The sequence below is a fragment of the Vibrio metschnikovii CIP 69.14 genome (assembly GCF_000176155.1).
In the GTDB taxonomy this organism is placed as follows: domain Bacteria; phylum Pseudomonadota; class Gammaproteobacteria; order Enterobacterales; family Vibrionaceae; genus Vibrio; species Vibrio metschnikovii.
Map to the genome: position 1 here is coordinate 227,872 of NZ_ACZO01000007.1, position 14,677 is coordinate 242,548.

Annotated in this window: 13 protein-coding genes; 8 read left to right on the plus strand and 5 right to left on the minus strand. The window is 45.2% G+C overall.

Annotated features, from left to right (window positions below; all coding sequences use genetic code 11):
- The first annotated feature begins 189 nt into the window (after window positions 1-189).
- Complete coding sequence (gene msrB / locus VIB_RS12795; protein ID WP_004396633.1) at window positions 190-1,314, plus strand: peptide-methionine (R)-S-oxide reductase MsrB; 1,125 nt, start codon at window positions 190-192, stop codon at window positions 1,312-1,314.
- Window positions 1,315-1,482: 168 nt separating this feature from the next.
- Here the strand turns inward: msrB and folE are convergent, their stop codons facing one another.
- Window positions 1,483-2,136 carry a GTP cyclohydrolase I FolE gene (gene folE / locus VIB_RS12800; protein ID WP_004396634.1) on the minus strand — a complete coding sequence of 218 codons (654 nt, stop codon included), beginning with the start codon at window positions 2,134-2,136 and terminating at the stop codon, window positions 1,483-1,485.
- Window positions 2,137-2,286: 150 nt separating this feature from the next.
- Here folE and moeA point away from each other — a divergent pair, with 150 nt between their 5' ends.
- The 3 genes from moeA (at window position 2,287) to VIB_RS12815 (ending at window position 5,193) form a co-directional block, all read left to right on the plus strand.
- The gene (gene moeA, locus VIB_RS12805) at window positions 2,287-3,522 is read left to right on the plus strand and encodes a molybdopterin molybdotransferase MoeA (protein ID WP_004396635.1); all 1,236 of its coding nucleotides are present in this window, start codon (window positions 2,287-2,289) and stop codon (window positions 3,520-3,522) included.
- A gap of 8 nt (window positions 3,523-3,530) precedes the next feature.
- Window positions 3,531-4,283: a molybdopterin-synthase adenylyltransferase MoeB gene (moeB, locus tag VIB_RS12810; RefSeq protein ID WP_004396636.1), complete on the plus strand. Its 753-nt coding sequence runs from the start codon at window positions 3,531-3,533 to the stop codon at window positions 4,281-4,283.
- Window positions 4,284-4,362: 79 nt separating this feature from the next.
- Complete coding sequence (locus VIB_RS12815; protein WP_004396637.1) at window positions 4,363-5,193, plus strand: sulfurtransferase; 831 nt, start codon at window positions 4,363-4,365, stop codon at window positions 5,191-5,193.
- Window positions 5,194-5,233: 40 nt separating this feature from the next.
- Here VIB_RS12815 and VIB_RS12820 read toward each other — a convergent pair whose 3' ends face one another.
- Window positions 5,234-6,223, minus strand: a complete 990-nt coding sequence (locus VIB_RS12820; RefSeq protein WP_004396638.1) for a sugar-binding transcriptional regulator — start codon at window positions 6,221-6,223, stop codon at window positions 5,234-5,236.
- Window positions 6,224-6,711: 488 nt separating this feature from the next.
- Here VIB_RS12820 and tal point away from each other — a divergent pair, with 488 nt between their 5' ends.
- Both tal and tkt read left to right on the plus strand, forming a co-directional pair.
- Window positions 6,712-7,662, plus strand: coding sequence for a transaldolase (gene tal / locus VIB_RS12825; protein ID WP_040905471.1), 951 nt, complete (start codon window positions 6,712-6,714; stop codon window positions 7,660-7,662).
- Window positions 7,663-7,737: 75 nt separating this feature from the next.
- Window positions 7,738-9,732 (plus strand): transketolase, encoded by a 1,995-nt coding sequence (gene tkt / locus VIB_RS12830; RefSeq protein WP_174900841.1) that lies wholly within the window; start codon window positions 7,738-7,740, stop codon window positions 9,730-9,732.
- A gap of 81 nt (window positions 9,733-9,813) precedes the next feature.
- Here tkt and VIB_RS12835 read toward each other — a convergent pair whose 3' ends face one another.
- From VIB_RS12835 to VIB_RS12845, 3 genes are all read right to left on the minus strand, one after another.
- The gene (locus tag VIB_RS12835; RefSeq protein ID WP_004396641.1) at window positions 9,814-11,016 is read right to left on the minus strand and encodes an acetate and sugar kinases/Hsc70/actin family protein; all 1,203 of its coding nucleotides are present in this window, start codon (window positions 11,014-11,016) and stop codon (window positions 9,814-9,816) included.
- A 3-nt stretch (window positions 11,017-11,019) separates the two neighbouring features.
- Window positions 11,020-12,579: a methyl-accepting chemotaxis protein gene (locus VIB_RS12840; protein WP_004396642.1), complete on the minus strand. Its 1,560-nt coding sequence runs from the start codon at window positions 12,577-12,579 to the stop codon at window positions 11,020-11,022.
- A 167-nt stretch (window positions 12,580-12,746) separates the two neighbouring features.
- On the minus strand, window positions 12,747-13,373 hold the full coding sequence (locus tag VIB_RS12845; RefSeq protein WP_004396643.1) for an OmpA family protein: 627 nt from the start codon (window positions 13,371-13,373) through the stop codon (window positions 12,747-12,749).
- A 152-nt stretch (window positions 13,374-13,525) separates the two neighbouring features.
- Between VIB_RS12845 and VIB_RS12850 the strand changes: the two genes are divergently transcribed.
- A complete protein-coding gene (locus VIB_RS12850) occupies window positions 13,526-14,152 on the plus strand; it encodes a thiol:disulfide interchange protein DsbA/DsbL (RefSeq protein ID WP_040905475.1) in 627 nt (208 codons plus the stop codon).
- A 15-nt stretch (window positions 14,153-14,167) separates the two neighbouring features.
- Window positions 14,168-14,638: an FKBP-type peptidyl-prolyl cis-trans isomerase gene (locus VIB_RS12855; RefSeq protein ID WP_040905093.1), complete on the plus strand. Its 471-nt coding sequence runs from the start codon at window positions 14,168-14,170 to the stop codon at window positions 14,636-14,638.
- The last annotated feature ends 39 nt before the right edge of the window (window positions 14,639-14,677 follow it).

Sequence of the window (14,677 nt, forward strand, 5' to 3'; positions counted from 1 at the left end):
TCTTCACTTTGTTGCTCTTTCTTGCTCTATTTTACGTATAGATAACAGAGTCTTGATATTGTCGATAAGACACTACTGCTTAGCGTGCTTAAACAATGGTAATACACTCCGCTTTTTAGCACGACGGCCGTTTAAAATAGACAATAATCACCATCACTGGTCATCCAAATAAAATAGGTAAAGGGCAAGATGAAGCGTTTTACAATATGGTTTTCCTCCAGCGTGCTAACGCTATTGGTTCTATTCTCTATCACTACTCGAGCGAATAATCCGTCTTTATCCACAACAGAGTCGTCTTATACAATCGCGACTTTAGCGGGAGGATGCTTCTGGTGTACAGAGGCCGATTTAGAAAAACTCGAGGGCGTCGTCAATGTTGTCTCTGGTTACGCAGGTGGTACATTAGCAAACCCAACCTATCAGCAAGTATCATCTGGAAAATCGGGACATATTGAGGTCATTCAAGTCACTTTTGATGATGATCTGGTCAGTTATGAACAAGTGTTGGATTATTTCTTACGCCACATCGACCCAACAGACGCAAAAGGTTCGTTTATAGATCGTGGGCTACAATATCGACCAGCGATTTTCTACCATGATTTAATCCAAAAGCAGATCGCTCAACAGTTAATAAAACAAGTGGATGCTTTAGGTATTTATCAAAAGCCCCTGAATACTGAATTGATTGAGTACACCGAATTTTGGCCTGCGGAAGAGTACCATCAAGATTTTTATAAAAAGAATCCGATTCGTTATAAATACTATCGTCATGCTTCAGGACGAGATCAATATTTAGACCAAATTTTTGGTCGTGAGCGTAATAAGAACCCCATCACATTACGTCAATTGATTGACAAATCGCTTGCAGAACAAAACATCAAAACCTACCACAAGCCATCGCCTGAAGAGATTCGGGCCAAGCTAACTGATGTACAATATTATGTCACTCAGCAAGAAGGCACGGAAAGCGCTTTCAATAATGAATACTGGGATAATGATCAACGCGGTATTTATGTAGACATCGTCACTGGGGAACCACTCTTTTCGTCGCAAGATAAATTTCGCTCAGGAACAGGCTGGCCAAGCTTCACCAAGCCGATTAATTCAGCGTACATTATTACCAAAAGCGATTTTCGTCTTTTCTATACCAGAACGGAAGTACGCAGTCGGTTCGGCGACTCACATCTTGGTCATGTCTTTAAGGACGGTCCGGCACCTACTGGCCTGCGTTACTGTATGAACTCTGCGGCAATGCGTTTTATTCCAGAAGAGAAAATGGCAGCGGAAGGATATGGCGATTATTTGCCCTTGTAGCATGAATTGGGCTGATATTGGACGAATAAGGTTGTTGCTCTACAACCCGAGAGATTGAGCTTAACTCGATAACGTCGTGTAATCTCATCACTCGCGCCAGCGGCAAATAAAAAGCCCCCCATTATCTCTGATGAGAGGCTTTTTATCTATTAACACCACAACGAGGTATTAACGTAATCCATGCAAAAATTCGGCGCGGGTGGCAGGGTTAGATTTAAATATCCCCCCTAAAGCGGTCGTGGTGGTTACGCTTGTCGCGTCCATGACACCTCGAGACTTTACACAATAGTGGGTAGCGTCAATCGTTACCGCAACATCATCCGACTCAAGTAACGTCTGCAACGCAACTAAAATCTGTTGCGTTAAACGCTCTTGCACCTGAGGGCGCTGAGCAAAAAAACGTACAATGCGATTGATTTTTGATAAGCCGATGATTTTACCACGTGGAATATAAGCGACCGCAGCTTTACCATCGATGGTCACTAAATGATGCTCACAGGTACTGGTCACGGTAATATCCTTGACGCGTACCATTTCACTGACTTTCATTTTATTTTCAATGACGGTAATTTTTGGGAAGTTTTTATAATCAAGCCCAGAGAAAATTTCATCGACATACATTTTGGCAATCCGATGCGGTGTCTCTTGTAGACTATCATCCGCTAAATCTAGACCCAGAAGAGTTAAGACTTCACGCATATGAAATTCAATTTGCGCTTTTTTCTCTTCACGGCTAATTGCATTGGGTTGCATTGGCGTTTCCTGACCGCGGCTCTCTAGTGCTGCTTTCACTAACTGGGCGGATTCGCTCAAAATTGACATTTCCCCTACCTCTTCATTACCCCTCTCGAATGGCAGACAAGAATACTCGGATTTTTGAATAATTACATCCCTATTTTATGGGCGGACATTATTGTCATGCCCTTTCTGTGTTAAAGTACCGACAAAAATAACCACCATAGGATCAACAATATGGGCTGTTGTGATGCGCCGGGCTTAATGCCGATTGAAGATGCGCTGCATTCCATGCTTTCTCGTATTACCCCAGTGAATCAAACACAGCAACTTCCGCTTGCTGAAGCTCTGGGGTTTGTCTTAGCCGAAGATGTTCTCTCTCCGATTCCTGTGCCTCCTTTTGATAACTCAGCAATGGATGGCTATGCCATCAGACGCGCTGATATCGTCCATAATCAACCCTTGCCCGTAGCAGGAAAATCGTTTGCAGGTCAACCATTTACTGGAGAGTGGCCACCACTGACCTGTATTCGGATTATGACTGGCGCACAAATTCCAATCGGTTGCGATGCGGTGATCATGCAAGAGCAAGCGCAAGTCACCGAGCACGGTATTCAATTTTCTGTGAACCATGTTCAACCCAATGCCAACATTCGTCCGATGGGCGATGATATCGGACACAATGATCTAGTCTTGCGCAAAGGTTCACGCTTAACCGTTCGTGATATCCCAATGATCGCGACTTTGGGTATCAGTCATGTGAACGTATTACGTAAACCTAAAGTCGCCTTTTTCTCTACCGGAGATGAACTAAAACCACTCGGTGAGACGCTCTCTGAAGGACAGATTTACGATAGCAATCGCTATGGTATTAAACCGTTGATTGAAAATTTTGGCTGCGAGGCTATCGATCTGGGGATCATCCCTGATTGCCCAGCGACATTAAAAGCAACCTTTAATCAAGCGCAACAGCTTGCGGATGTCGTCGTCACATCTGGTGGCGTCAGTGTCGGCGAGGCTGATTACACCAAAGATATCCTTGCCGAACTTGGCGAAATCGGTTTTTGGAAGCTCGCGATAAAACCAGGTAAACCTTTTGCTTTTGGTCGATTAGAAAACGCTTGGTTTTGTGGTTTACCGGGAAACCCTGTATCGGCGATGCTGACCTTGTATGTTCTGGTGCAGCCTATGCTGGCCAAACTGGCAGGACACAGCGAATGGCAAGCGCCTCAGTCTATTCCAGCTCGAACTAAAAGTCCCTTCAAAAAATCGCCAGGCCGCACCGATTATCAGCGTGGTATTTATCACCTTGAAAATGGGCAGTTTGTCGTAGAAAGCACTGGTAATCAGAGTTCTGGCGCTTTTCGTTCAATGAGCCTTGCCAATTGTTTTGTGGTATTAGAGCAGGACCGCGGGCGAGTAGAAGCTGGTGAAATCGTGAATATTCAGTTGTTTAATGCCTGTTTATCTTAAGGAACACCATGGATATTTTATCTGACCAAGAGATGCTGCGTTATAATCGGCAAATCATCCTTAACCAGTTTGATTTTGAAGGACAAGAGGCGCTTAAACAAAGCTCTGTATTAATTTTAGGTGCTGGTGGTTTAGGATGTGCGTCCAGTCAATATCTTGCAACAGCAGGTGTCGGTACGATAACCTTGATCGATGATGACTGCGTTGAACTATCGAATTTACAGCGCCAAGTGTTACATAGTGATGCCGATGTCGGACGTAAAAAAGTCGATTCGGCTGCAGAATCATTGCGCCAACTCAATCCTTATCTAACCGTCAATACGGTGGATCAACGTTTGACTGACGCGCCGTTAAAACGCTTAATCGAACAACATACTGTAGTGGTCGATGCTTCGGATAATGTCGAGGCGCGTAATCAATTGAATCGACTCTGCTTTGCAACGAAAACGCCGTTAATATCTGGCGCGGCGATTCGTATGGAAGGCCAAGTCTGTGTATTTCGATATCAGCATCCTGATGAACCTTGCTACCAATGCTTGAGCGCTCTTTTTGGCCACCACGTACTCACTTGCGTTGAAGCGGGAGTAATGGCACCTGTCGTCGGTATTATTGGCGCGGTCCAAGCCATGGAAACAATCAAAATCATCGCCGATTATGGACACACCAAACTGGGTAAGCTTTTAATCTTGGATGCCTTATCAATGACCTGGCGTGAGATGACTTTACCTAAACAGGCCAGTTGCCCAATTTGCCACACCTGAAGGATAACGACGTGAAAAACGCGGTATTTTTATTGCGCCGCATGATCACTACTCCCCCTTATTATAAGGAATAAGCCGCATGTCCCCACTGATTACTCCAACTTGGCTCTATGAACATTTAAGCTTACCTCAGTTAGTCATTTTGGATTGCAGCATTGAATTTCAGATTCCGAGCGAAGGTGAAAAAGATTGGCAAAACAAAATCCTCGGCTCACGTCGATTTGATTACGACCATGAGTTTTGTGACATTGATAGTGCGTTGCCACACATGATGCCTGCCCAAGCGCGTTTTAACCATCTCGCACAACAATTGGGCATCAACCAAGATTCAGTGATTGTCGTCTACGACAACAGTGGGACGTTTGCTTCTCCTCGCGCCTGGTGGATGTTCCGTGCTTTCGGTCATCAGCAAGTCTATGTTCTCAATGGTGGATTACCAGCATGGAAAAAGGCAGGCTATCCTTTGACTCAAGCGTACTTAACGACCGTACAGAACGGTGATTTTACTGGTGAGCTTGAGCCGCGTTACTTTGTTGATGCTAACTACGTATTGAGCAAACTCAACGATCCGGCCAGCCTTACCATCGATGCACGCTCAGCAGAACGTTTTCTGGCTCAGATTCCTGAACCTCGCCCAGGCATACGAAGTGGTCATATCCCGCATTCATGCAATCTGCCATTTACTCACTTGGTGAATGGTGGCGAGCTAAAACCAATCGACGAATTAACCCCTATTCTCGTCGATAGTCTATCGGCTGCTGATGAGTATCTGTTTAGCTGCGGATCAGGCGTGACGGCGTGTATTGTCCTTCTCGCCGCTTATCTTTGTGGTTATCAAAACCTCGCCATTTACGACGGTTCATGGACAGAGTGGGGACAACGCGATGAGCTACCTATCGAGCCATCCTGATCGCGTCATAGCCATTGACGGATGGCTCTGCGTTAATCATCTACTGTACGTTGCGCATCTGTTCATCGAGGTTTAATACCGTCAGAGCATTACTGACACTCGTGGCAATAACATCTATCGCTCCGGTGCGTAAGGCTCCCAGCAGCGCCAGCGGCTTGCTGTTTTCGGCCGCAATGGCAATCACTTCAGATATGGGCCGAAACTCTTCAATCCCTAATCCAATTACCCGATCACTCATCACGGTATTGGCGATTTGTCCATGAATATTAAAGAAATCGTAACCAGCAAAATCACCAACCACACCTTGCTGTAAGCGAGACTGAACGACTTCGTCAGGCGTAAACCAACCGAGGTCAACCATATAGCTGTTTTCACTCATATCGCCAATCCCTACTAAGGCAATATCGGCTTTACGAGCTAAATCTAAGGTTTGCTTAACCGTCGCATTTTGCATAAAAGCCAATTTTTGCGCGCGATTTTCCGCATAAGCCGGAGCGTATAGCGTTTCCGATGTGCCGCCGTATTTTTTGGCCATTTGGCGACAAATATGATCGGCATTAAACATCCCCCCACGAGGATGAATACCACCAATACTGCATACAAACTTACAATCTCGTGGAGTAATGACGCCGATATGATGGGCAACTGCCGAGACATTTCGACCTTGTCCAATAGTCACAACCATGCCATTTTTTAACGTGCCGGATAGATAATTTGAAACTAAGCCCGCAACTTGTTGCCTTTGTTGCTCTTCATTCGGTTGATCCAAGGCTACTAGAGCACGTTTTATGCCAAAACGTTCAATCAATCGCTGCTCAATTTTCGCACTAAAAACAGGGTGGTATTTAACGGTGATTTCGACAATACCTTCATCACGCGCCTGCTTGAGCATACGTCCAACTTTCGCTCGTGAGATAGCAAATTTTTTAGATATCTCTTCTTGGGTCGCTCCATCTTGATAATAAGCGACAGAAACTTCCGTGAGTAAGTCGGTACTTTCGACAGATATATCTTGATGCAAAGTCGTCATGATGATCTCTTTATTCTGCAAACCCATTGAAGTTGAGAGCCGCAGTGAATAGGTGGATAACAAAAAAACATGAGCACGCTGACGATTAACGCTTCAAACAGGAAGGATCAGGCGCGCAAAAAAACGAACATTGAGCATATGCTCATCATGCTAGGATAAGTGAAGTCCGCCTTCATTTGCAACATTTGTTCATGACAATGACATTTTCTCAGCGTAACAAGTTTCTCTCAATCAACCCTTGTCGTGACTAGCTTAGATTAGGCAAACGTTTCTTTTTCTACCTGCGAAATAAATAACATAAAATTGTTGATTCACATCACCATAAGCCACTAACTATGATTGACTTTCTAACTGGATAAGATAAAGATGGTCACATCATTTACTCAACGAACGAGCAAATGTTCATAACATAAGTTCGGTCGCTGATCATAATTGCGTTAGCTTTTCTGCCATACATTGGCTTGGCCAAAAGAAATAGGATGAACGATATGAGCAACAAATTAGAGCAACTTCGTAAACTGACTACTGTGGTTGCGGATACTGGTGAAATCGATGCCATTAAAAAATACCAACCTGAAGACGCTACCACCAACCCTTCGCTGATCCTAAAAGCTGCCCAAATCGCAGAATACGCACCACTGATTGATGCTGCTATCGAATACGCAAAATCACAAAGTTCAGACAAAGCACAACAAATCCAAGATACCTGCGATATGTTGGCAGTGAACATTGGTAAAGAGATCCTGAAAACTATTCCTGGACGTATCTCAACTGAAGTCGATGCTCGTCTCTCTTACGACACCGAAGGCAGTGTCGCCAAAGCTCGCCAACTGATCAAAATGTATAACGATGCTGGGATCAGTAACGATCGCATCCTGATCAAACTCGCTTCAACGTGGGAAGGTATCCGCGCTGCGGAAATTCTTGAGAAAGAAGGCATCAACTGTAACCTCACGCTGTTGTTCTCTTTCGCGCAAGCTCGTGCATGTGCTGAAGCTGGTGTCTTCCTCATCTCACCATTTGTTGGTCGAATCATGGACTGGTATAAGGCAAAAGAAGGTCGTGATTTTGCACCGCAAGAAGATCCAGGCGTCGTATCAGTAACAACCATCTACAACTATTACAAAGAGCACGGCTACAACACCGTCGTGATGGGTGCAAGCTTCCGTAATATTGGTGAAATTTTAGAGCTTGCTGGTTGCGACCGTTTAACCATTGCCCCATCACTACTGGCTGAGCTTGAAGCAGCAGAAGGTGAAGTGGTTGAAAAATTAGTCGATTCAAAAGGCAGCAAAGCTCGCCCTGCACCAATGACTCACGCAGAATTCCTCTGGGAACATAATCAAGATCCAATGGCAGTTGAAAAACTGGCTGAAGGTATCCGTAACTTCGCCGTTGACCAAGGTAAACTGGAAGTCATGATTGCAGCAAAACTGTAATTCGCTCAAGAATTAAAATTTGGGGAACGATTGACGTTCCCCTTTCCTTTCTAAATCTACTATTTGTCGGTAATTATTATGGAACGTAAACAACTCGCTAACGCAATTCGTGCATTAAGCATGGATGGGGTTCAACAAGCCAATTCTGGTCACCCAGGTGCGCCAATGGGTATGGCGGATATCGCTGAAGTGCTGTGGCGCTCGCACCTAAATCACAACCCACAAAACCCACAATGGGCTGACCGCGACCGCTTTGTACTGTCTAACGGCCATGGCTCAATGCTGATTTACTCACTGTTGCATCTAACTGGTTATGAACTGTCGATTGACGACTTGAAAAACTTCCGTCAACTGCATTCCAAAACTCCAGGCCATCCAGAATACGGCTATGCACCCGGTATTGAAACCACGACTGGTCCTCTAGGTCAGGGCATTACCAATGCGGTGGGCATGGCGATGGCTGAAAAAGCGCTCGCGGCTCAGTTCAACAAGCCAGGGCATGACATCGTTGACCACTTTACTTATGTCTTTATGGGCGACGGCTGCTTGATGGAAGGCATTTCTCACGAAGCCTGCTCACTGGCAGGCACGCTTGGCCTTGGTAAGCTTATCGCGTTTTGGGATGACAACGGCATCTCGATTGACGGTCATGTTGAAGGTTGGTTCTCAGACGACACGCCAAAACGTTTTGAAGCTTACGGCTGGCATGTGATCCCAGCGGTTGATGGTCATGATGCACAAGCCATCAACGCGGCGATTGAAGCCGCCAAAGCTGATCCGCGTCCAACATTGATCTGTACTAAAACCATCATCGGTTTTGGCTCACCAAACAAATCAGGTTCTCATGATTGCCACGGCGCACCATTAGGCCACGATGAAATTAAAGCGGCTCGTGAATTCCTGGGTTGGCAATATGGCCCATTTGAAATTCCTGCTGATATTTACGCTCAGTGGGACGCTAAAGAAGCAGGTCAAGCTAAAGAAGCGGCTTGGGATGAGAAGTTCGCTGCTTACGCCGCCGAGTACCCAGCAGAAGCGGCTGAGTTTAAACGCCGCGTTAATGGCGATCTTCCAGCGCAGTGGGAAGAGCAAGCCAATGCTATCATTGCTGAATTACAAGCTAACCCGGCCAACATTGCTTCACGTAAAGCATCACAAAATGCCCTTGAAGCGTTCGGTAAATTATTACCAGAATTTATGGGTGGCTCAGCTGACCTAGCACCGTCAAACCTGACCATGTGGTCTGGCTCAAAATCACTCACCGCTGAAGATTTCTCTGGTAACTACATTCATTACGGTGTGCGTGAATTTGGTATGACCGCCATTATGAACGGTATCGCGTTGCACGGTGGCTTTGTCCCTTACGGCGCGACCTTCTTAATGTTTATGGAATACGCCCGTAACGCACTGCGTATGGCGGCGCTGATGAAAATCCAAAATATCCAAGTCTACACTCACGACTCGATTGGTCTGGGTGAAGATGGTCCGACTCACCAACCGGTTGAGCAAGTTGCTTCTCTACGCTTAACACCAAACATGAGCACATGGCGTCCCTGTGACCAAGTGGAATCTGCAGTAGCATGGAAACTGGCGATTGAACGTAAAGAGGCGCCATCAGCGCTGATCTTCTCACGTCAAAACCTCGCTCAGCAGCCTCGTACGGCAGCGCAAGTGGCTGATATCGCCAAAGGTGGTTATATCCTTAAAGATTGCGCTGGCAAACCAGAGCTTATCTTGATTGCGACCGGCTCTGAAGTGGAGCTCGCGGTGAAAGCGGCAGAGCAGCTAACCGCTGAAGGTAAGCACGTTCGCGTGGTTTCAATGCCATCGACCGATGCCTTTGATAAGCAAGATGCGGCTTACCGTGAAGCGGTATTACCGGCAGACGTGACCAAGCGTATCGCGATTGAGGCTGGCATTGCTGATTTCTGGTACAAGTACGTTGGTTTTGGCGGCAAAATCATCGGCATGACGACCTTTGGTGAATCTGCACCAGCGGATCAACTGTTCAAGATGTTTGGTTTTACGACTGAAAATGTGGTGAAAACGGCTAAAGAACTACTGGCTTAATCGTTAACCGAAAGCTGATAAACAAAATCCCGCCAAGGCGGGATTTTTATTTCAAACTGTATGGTTAGACTCAACCGAGGATTATAAACAACCGTTTTTATTCCATCGACATACCGGAGGCTCAGCATTGGCTAAACAATCATTACTGCGACAGATCGCTGCTCCGAGTGGCCAATCGGCGTCTTTTGTGACTGCTGCATCATTGGGTACGCCTAATGCTTGCAGGTATTTGGGTAGATAAGCGACACGAAAACACGACGTTTCTGCTTTATGGCAAGCACCGCTATTGATACAACACTGCTGCTCATCATTCGTTTGACGATGCTTAAACGCTCCCGTCAAATACCATTCAACTTGCCTATTTTGTTCAGTTGGGATTTTTCGATACTGGGCTTGTTGCTGATACTGATAGTTATAAGGATCTAAAATATCGCCTGACTGAGTCAATTTCAGCGTCTCTTGACACGCTGATAACTGCCAATTTTTTTGACGACTGCCTATACCATGTTGGCAACTTTCAGCAACGCCCAATACTTTCGCCGCCTCATCTTGCCCTAAGCCTAAAAATGAGTAGCTGTACATGGGTAACTCTTGATTTCCTACTTTGACACGACGTAATGCATCATTAGGTTCGCAATCGGGGCATGGGAAAGTAACCTGACTGGAAGCTCCGCCCATTTCTACAATACCAAATTGCGTATTTTGCACTTCATCATGTACCGCTAACCAAGCGTATAATCCCTCTTCATAGCCGGAAAGGGTTTTCGTCACCACGTCAACCGAATCCGGTAATTGCTGGCGTAAAGCTTGATTCAGCGCTTGCCACATTTGTTGACTTTGTTGCGGGTTATTTTGCTCAGCAATACGCATGCCTGCCGTGGCATATACCATCACCGACTGCAGTTCACAGGACGTTTGCCAATTAAAGGCTCGCCATGCTGGCTTGCCCTTCTCATTGTGCGGCCCTTCTGTCTTTATCTGTTGTAATGTATCAGCCAACTGAGTAACCACCAGCGGAATATCTTGCGCTGTTTTCCCTCGATGCTGGCGAATAGGATCGGCTAAAGCCTCCATCTTAGGACCTTTATGAACTTTCCATTGGTCTGAACGCTGCTCATAGACATACATTCGCGTACCGCTACTGCCCGCATCATAAATAATATGACAGGGGTTCTTGTCACTGGCGAAGGCACTCGTTGCTGACAACAACGAAATAAGTAAACTGCTGCCGACTATCATGCGCTTAGACAGTAATGTCATACCTTGTTTTCTACTTTGATACATGGTTTATTTCTCTTCAAACCGTTTTGCAAGCTGATGAAAATCATCCACTTTATGATTCATTTCAATGCTATATTCTTCAACTTTATGGGTTGCAGCAAGATTTTGAGTGGCGGCAGAGGCAATCGAGTGAATATGTTGATTGACTTGATGAGTGATATCACGTTGTGATTGTGCTGCTTTCGCCATATCCGCCACCGTATCGTGCATTTCTAGTAATAAACTTTCAACTTGTTGTAAACGAGAAGCGCTTTGCTCAGCAACCTCGCCACAAGCCTGAGTTTGCTGCTGACTTTGATGAATTTCTTTTTGCCATCCATCAATCGCTTGCAACATCGCATTGATACTCGCTTGGATCTGCTCGGTAGCTTTTTGCGTACGTCCCGATAATGCACGAACTTCATCAGCAACCACGGCAAAACCACGTCCTTGCTCACCCGCTCGCGCCGCTTCAATCGCCGCATTCAATGCTAATAGATTGGTTTGATCAGCAATTCCGCCAATTTCTCCCATCAATTGACTCACTCGCTGCGCTTGATCGCTCAAAGCATAAGTGGTTTGAGTCGCTCTTTCTGCTTGCTCGTTGAGCTGTAATAAGTTTTGCTGAGTCAGATCAATGCTCTGTCTGCTTTGAGTACACTCCGCACGAGCCTGATCAATTAACGCATAGGAGACTTGGGTATTGTCAGAGACGGCATTTGCAGCAGTTTCGACCTCATCGGTAGCTTGCATTACTCGACGAATGTCTTTTTCTTGCTCGGTTAACGCTTGCGCTACTTCCGTACTGGTGAGATGCAGTGTCTGAGCCATGGTTTGTAATGGTTTAGCCGAATCCATCATCCGGCCTAATACCGTTCGAATCCGCGCTGACGCCATTTTTAAATGATAATCGGCAATGGAAAACTGATGGTTACCTGAATAAATCAATCGACTAATACTGTCGTATTGTTGGCGCAGTTGAGCGAGCTGACGCGGTGTATCAATCAGCTCTTGGCGGAAAAATAAGCCAAGTGAGAGAGCAGGGAGCACACTTGCCACAAGCTGAGTACTCTGATCACCCCACAGATAGGCGGCAATAGGTGCACTCAATGAACCAAGCAATATCGCATAACGAACAGAATCCGCGATTGTCAGTGAAAATTTCCGACCAGAGCGTTCAGCTTGACGCAGCCCTTGATAGGCTTTGTTAGCAATATCAACCCAACGGCGTTCAGGCTTGACCCGTACTGATTGATAGCCGGATATTTTTCCATTTTCATAAATAGGCGTCACATAAGCATCCACCCAGTAATAACCATTATCTTTGGTTTTATTTTTGACTATTCCACGCCAAGCATGGCCCTGTTTGAGACGCTTCCACATATCAGCAAACGCCACTTTAGGCATATCATCATGACGTACAATATTGTGATTTTGCCCTAATAGCTCTTGTTCGGTAAATCCGGCAATACGACAAAAGGTTTCATTACAATAGGTGATCACACCTTTTAAATCGGTGGTTGAAACTAGTTGATCGTGTTGGCTAACGGGAACTTCTTTTGTTGAGGAAAACTGACGGCCTGACATAATTTCGTAACCTATGATTGGTTTTGTGGCGACTGTATACACAAAATAGAGAAATGTTTCAAAGTATTGTCTCATTTTAGTTGCACAAGCGTGAAAACTATCAATCTACGCTTAAATGAACCGTAAAAACTATTCAGTCAGTCACATTTAACCACATCGCTCATTACTTACTGACTATCCATAATCATCAACAATTCAACACGACGATTACAAGCTCGGCCTTGAGACGTTTGATTGGTGCAAGCAGGAGTATGCTCGCCATAACCACGGGTATAAATTGCGGCTAGTGATACTTGTTGTTCTAACAAAATATTCTTCACTGTGTCAGCTCGACGCATCGACAAGCCATCGTTAAATCGCTCAGTCCCCGTATTATCGGTGTGCCCTTCAATCACAATATCAATCTGTGGCGTATTAGCCAAATAGCGTCCGAGTTGGGCGAGCCATTGTACTGATGCACTTGGCACCACCGCCGATCCGGTTTGAAACTGCACTGCACGTTTAAGTTTGACCATTGTATGATCGCCAGGGATAAGTTCATAATCTAAGCCATTGGCGGACAAGAAACTTTCTAAACTACTATCGGAGAGGGTTTTCATCGGTTGATGCGTAGCAGGCATAGACTCGGTTTTTGCGGCCATAAGTGAAGCAGGAGCCAAACGCCAGTCAGGATAACGAACCTCAGCATCATTTTTCGGTGCTGTGTCTAATAAATTACTTTTGAACATTTTATCGGTTGCCAGAGATCCACACCCCGATAAAAACAGTAGCAGCGATAATATGAAGACTTTCATCCGTTAGGTTCCCATTTTTTAGTATCACCTTGGTTATCGGCCGCCAGCGCAAAACTTTATGATGTATTGCTAACAATTTGCTCTTCTGTTGTTTGCCTCACAAACAGAACTGGTTAGACTGAACCCTCTTTATGATTTTAATTTGGTTGATTATGAAAAAAAATCTTATTCGCTTTTGTGGACTGATCATTAGCGTAGTGTTGATTCTTGGTTGTAGCGAGTCAACAGGCCCGAAGCAAGGTGTTCATTACCAGAAATTATCTAAACCTCTGAGCTCTCCTTCTCTTGCGCCGATCACAGAAGTATTCGCACTCACTTGTACTCACTGCCGAACCATGGAAACCTTTATACCTGAGCTTGAGCAACTCACTGGACAACGTTTCGGCAAACTGCATGTTACTTTTAATCAAGGTGCTCAATTAGGTGCGATGATTTATTACAGTGCAATGATGCAGTTGGATGGCATCCCTGATCACGATATGATGGATGACCTATTTGCTGCCGTACAAATGCCTGAAGGCACTACGCCAGCAGAGCGTAAAGCCGCCATTGATCATGCCTTTCATAGCCGACATATTATTAGCCCTTATGATTTTAATGAAATGCAGCAACAACAGCTAATGACAATGCTCGCTTCTGTAGAACAGATGTCAGCACAGGCGCAAATCAATGCGGTCCCAACTTTCATCGTCAACGGTAAATACCTGCTACTGACTAGTGGTCATAGTGACCTAGCCAATATGGCAGAAACGCTGACTTATTTACTTAAACAACCTTAATAAAGTATCTGTATCATGAATAAAATATTGATTGTTCTCGTTATATTATTAGCCGTATTTTTTATCTATCGAAGTTGGAATAACAGTAAGATAGCTGAACAAAATCATGCGGTAGGAGAACGCTTTCTACAAGAAAACCGCCAACAACACGACGTCATTGAAACTGAAAGTGGCCTACAGTACCAACTCTTACATGCGGGTACTGGTGAAACTCATCCTAGCCCAACGAGTCGAGTAAAAGTGCATTATGAGGGCCGTTTTCTTGATGGCAGCGTCTTTGATAGCTCCATACAACGTAATGAGCCAATTGTGTTTGGCTTAAATCAAGTCATCAAAGGTTGGCAAGAAGGTGTGCAATTGATGGTGGAAGGACAAAAAATGCGCTTTTTTATTCCTAGTCATTTGGCTTACGGCAAAAATGGGGCGGGTCCAATTCCTCCTGCAGCAACGTTGATTTTTGATGTTGAACTGATTGAAATCCAATAATACGGCTTAGTCAGGCATCACCGATAACAAGAGTCATTG

Excerpts from the sequence above, each read along its gene's own strand:
- VIB_RS12840 (WP_004396642.1), bottom strand. The coding sequence starts at position 12,579 with ATGTCAGGCCGTCAGTTTTCCTCAACAAAAGAAGTTCCCGTTAGCCAA.
- VIB_RS12835 (WP_004396641.1), bottom strand. The coding sequence starts at position 11,016 with ATGTATCAAAGTAGAAAACAAGGTATGACATTACTGTCTAAGCGCATG.
- VIB_RS12845 (WP_004396643.1), bottom strand. The coding sequence starts at position 13,373 with ATGAAAGTCTTCATATTATCGCTGCTACTGTTTTTATCGGGGTGTGGA.
- VIB_RS12850 (WP_040905475.1), top strand. The coding sequence starts at position 13,526 with ATGAAAAAAAATCTTATTCGCTTTTGTGGACTGATCATTAGCGTAGTG.
- folE (WP_004396634.1), bottom strand. The coding sequence starts at position 2,136 with ATGTCAATTTTGAGCGAATCCGCCCAGTTAGTGAAAGCAGCACTAGAG.
- msrB (WP_004396633.1), top strand. The coding sequence starts at position 190 with ATGAAGCGTTTTACAATATGGTTTTCCTCCAGCGTGCTAACGCTATTG.
- VIB_RS12855 (WP_040905093.1), top strand. The coding sequence starts at position 14,168 with ATGAATAAAATATTGATTGTTCTCGTTATATTATTAGCCGTATTTTTT.
- VIB_RS12815 (WP_004396637.1), top strand. The coding sequence starts at position 4,363 with ATGTCCCCACTGATTACTCCAACTTGGCTCTATGAACATTTAAGCTTA.
- VIB_RS12820 (WP_004396638.1), bottom strand. The coding sequence starts at position 6,223 with ATGACGACTTTGCATCAAGATATATCTGTCGAAAGTACCGACTTACTC.
- tal (WP_040905471.1), top strand. The coding sequence starts at position 6,712 with ATGAGCAACAAATTAGAGCAACTTCGTAAACTGACTACTGTGGTTGCG.
- moeB (WP_004396636.1), top strand. The coding sequence starts at position 3,531 with ATGGATATTTTATCTGACCAAGAGATGCTGCGTTATAATCGGCAAATC.
- moeA (WP_004396635.1), top strand. The coding sequence starts at position 2,287 with ATGGGCTGTTGTGATGCGCCGGGCTTAATGCCGATTGAAGATGCGCTG.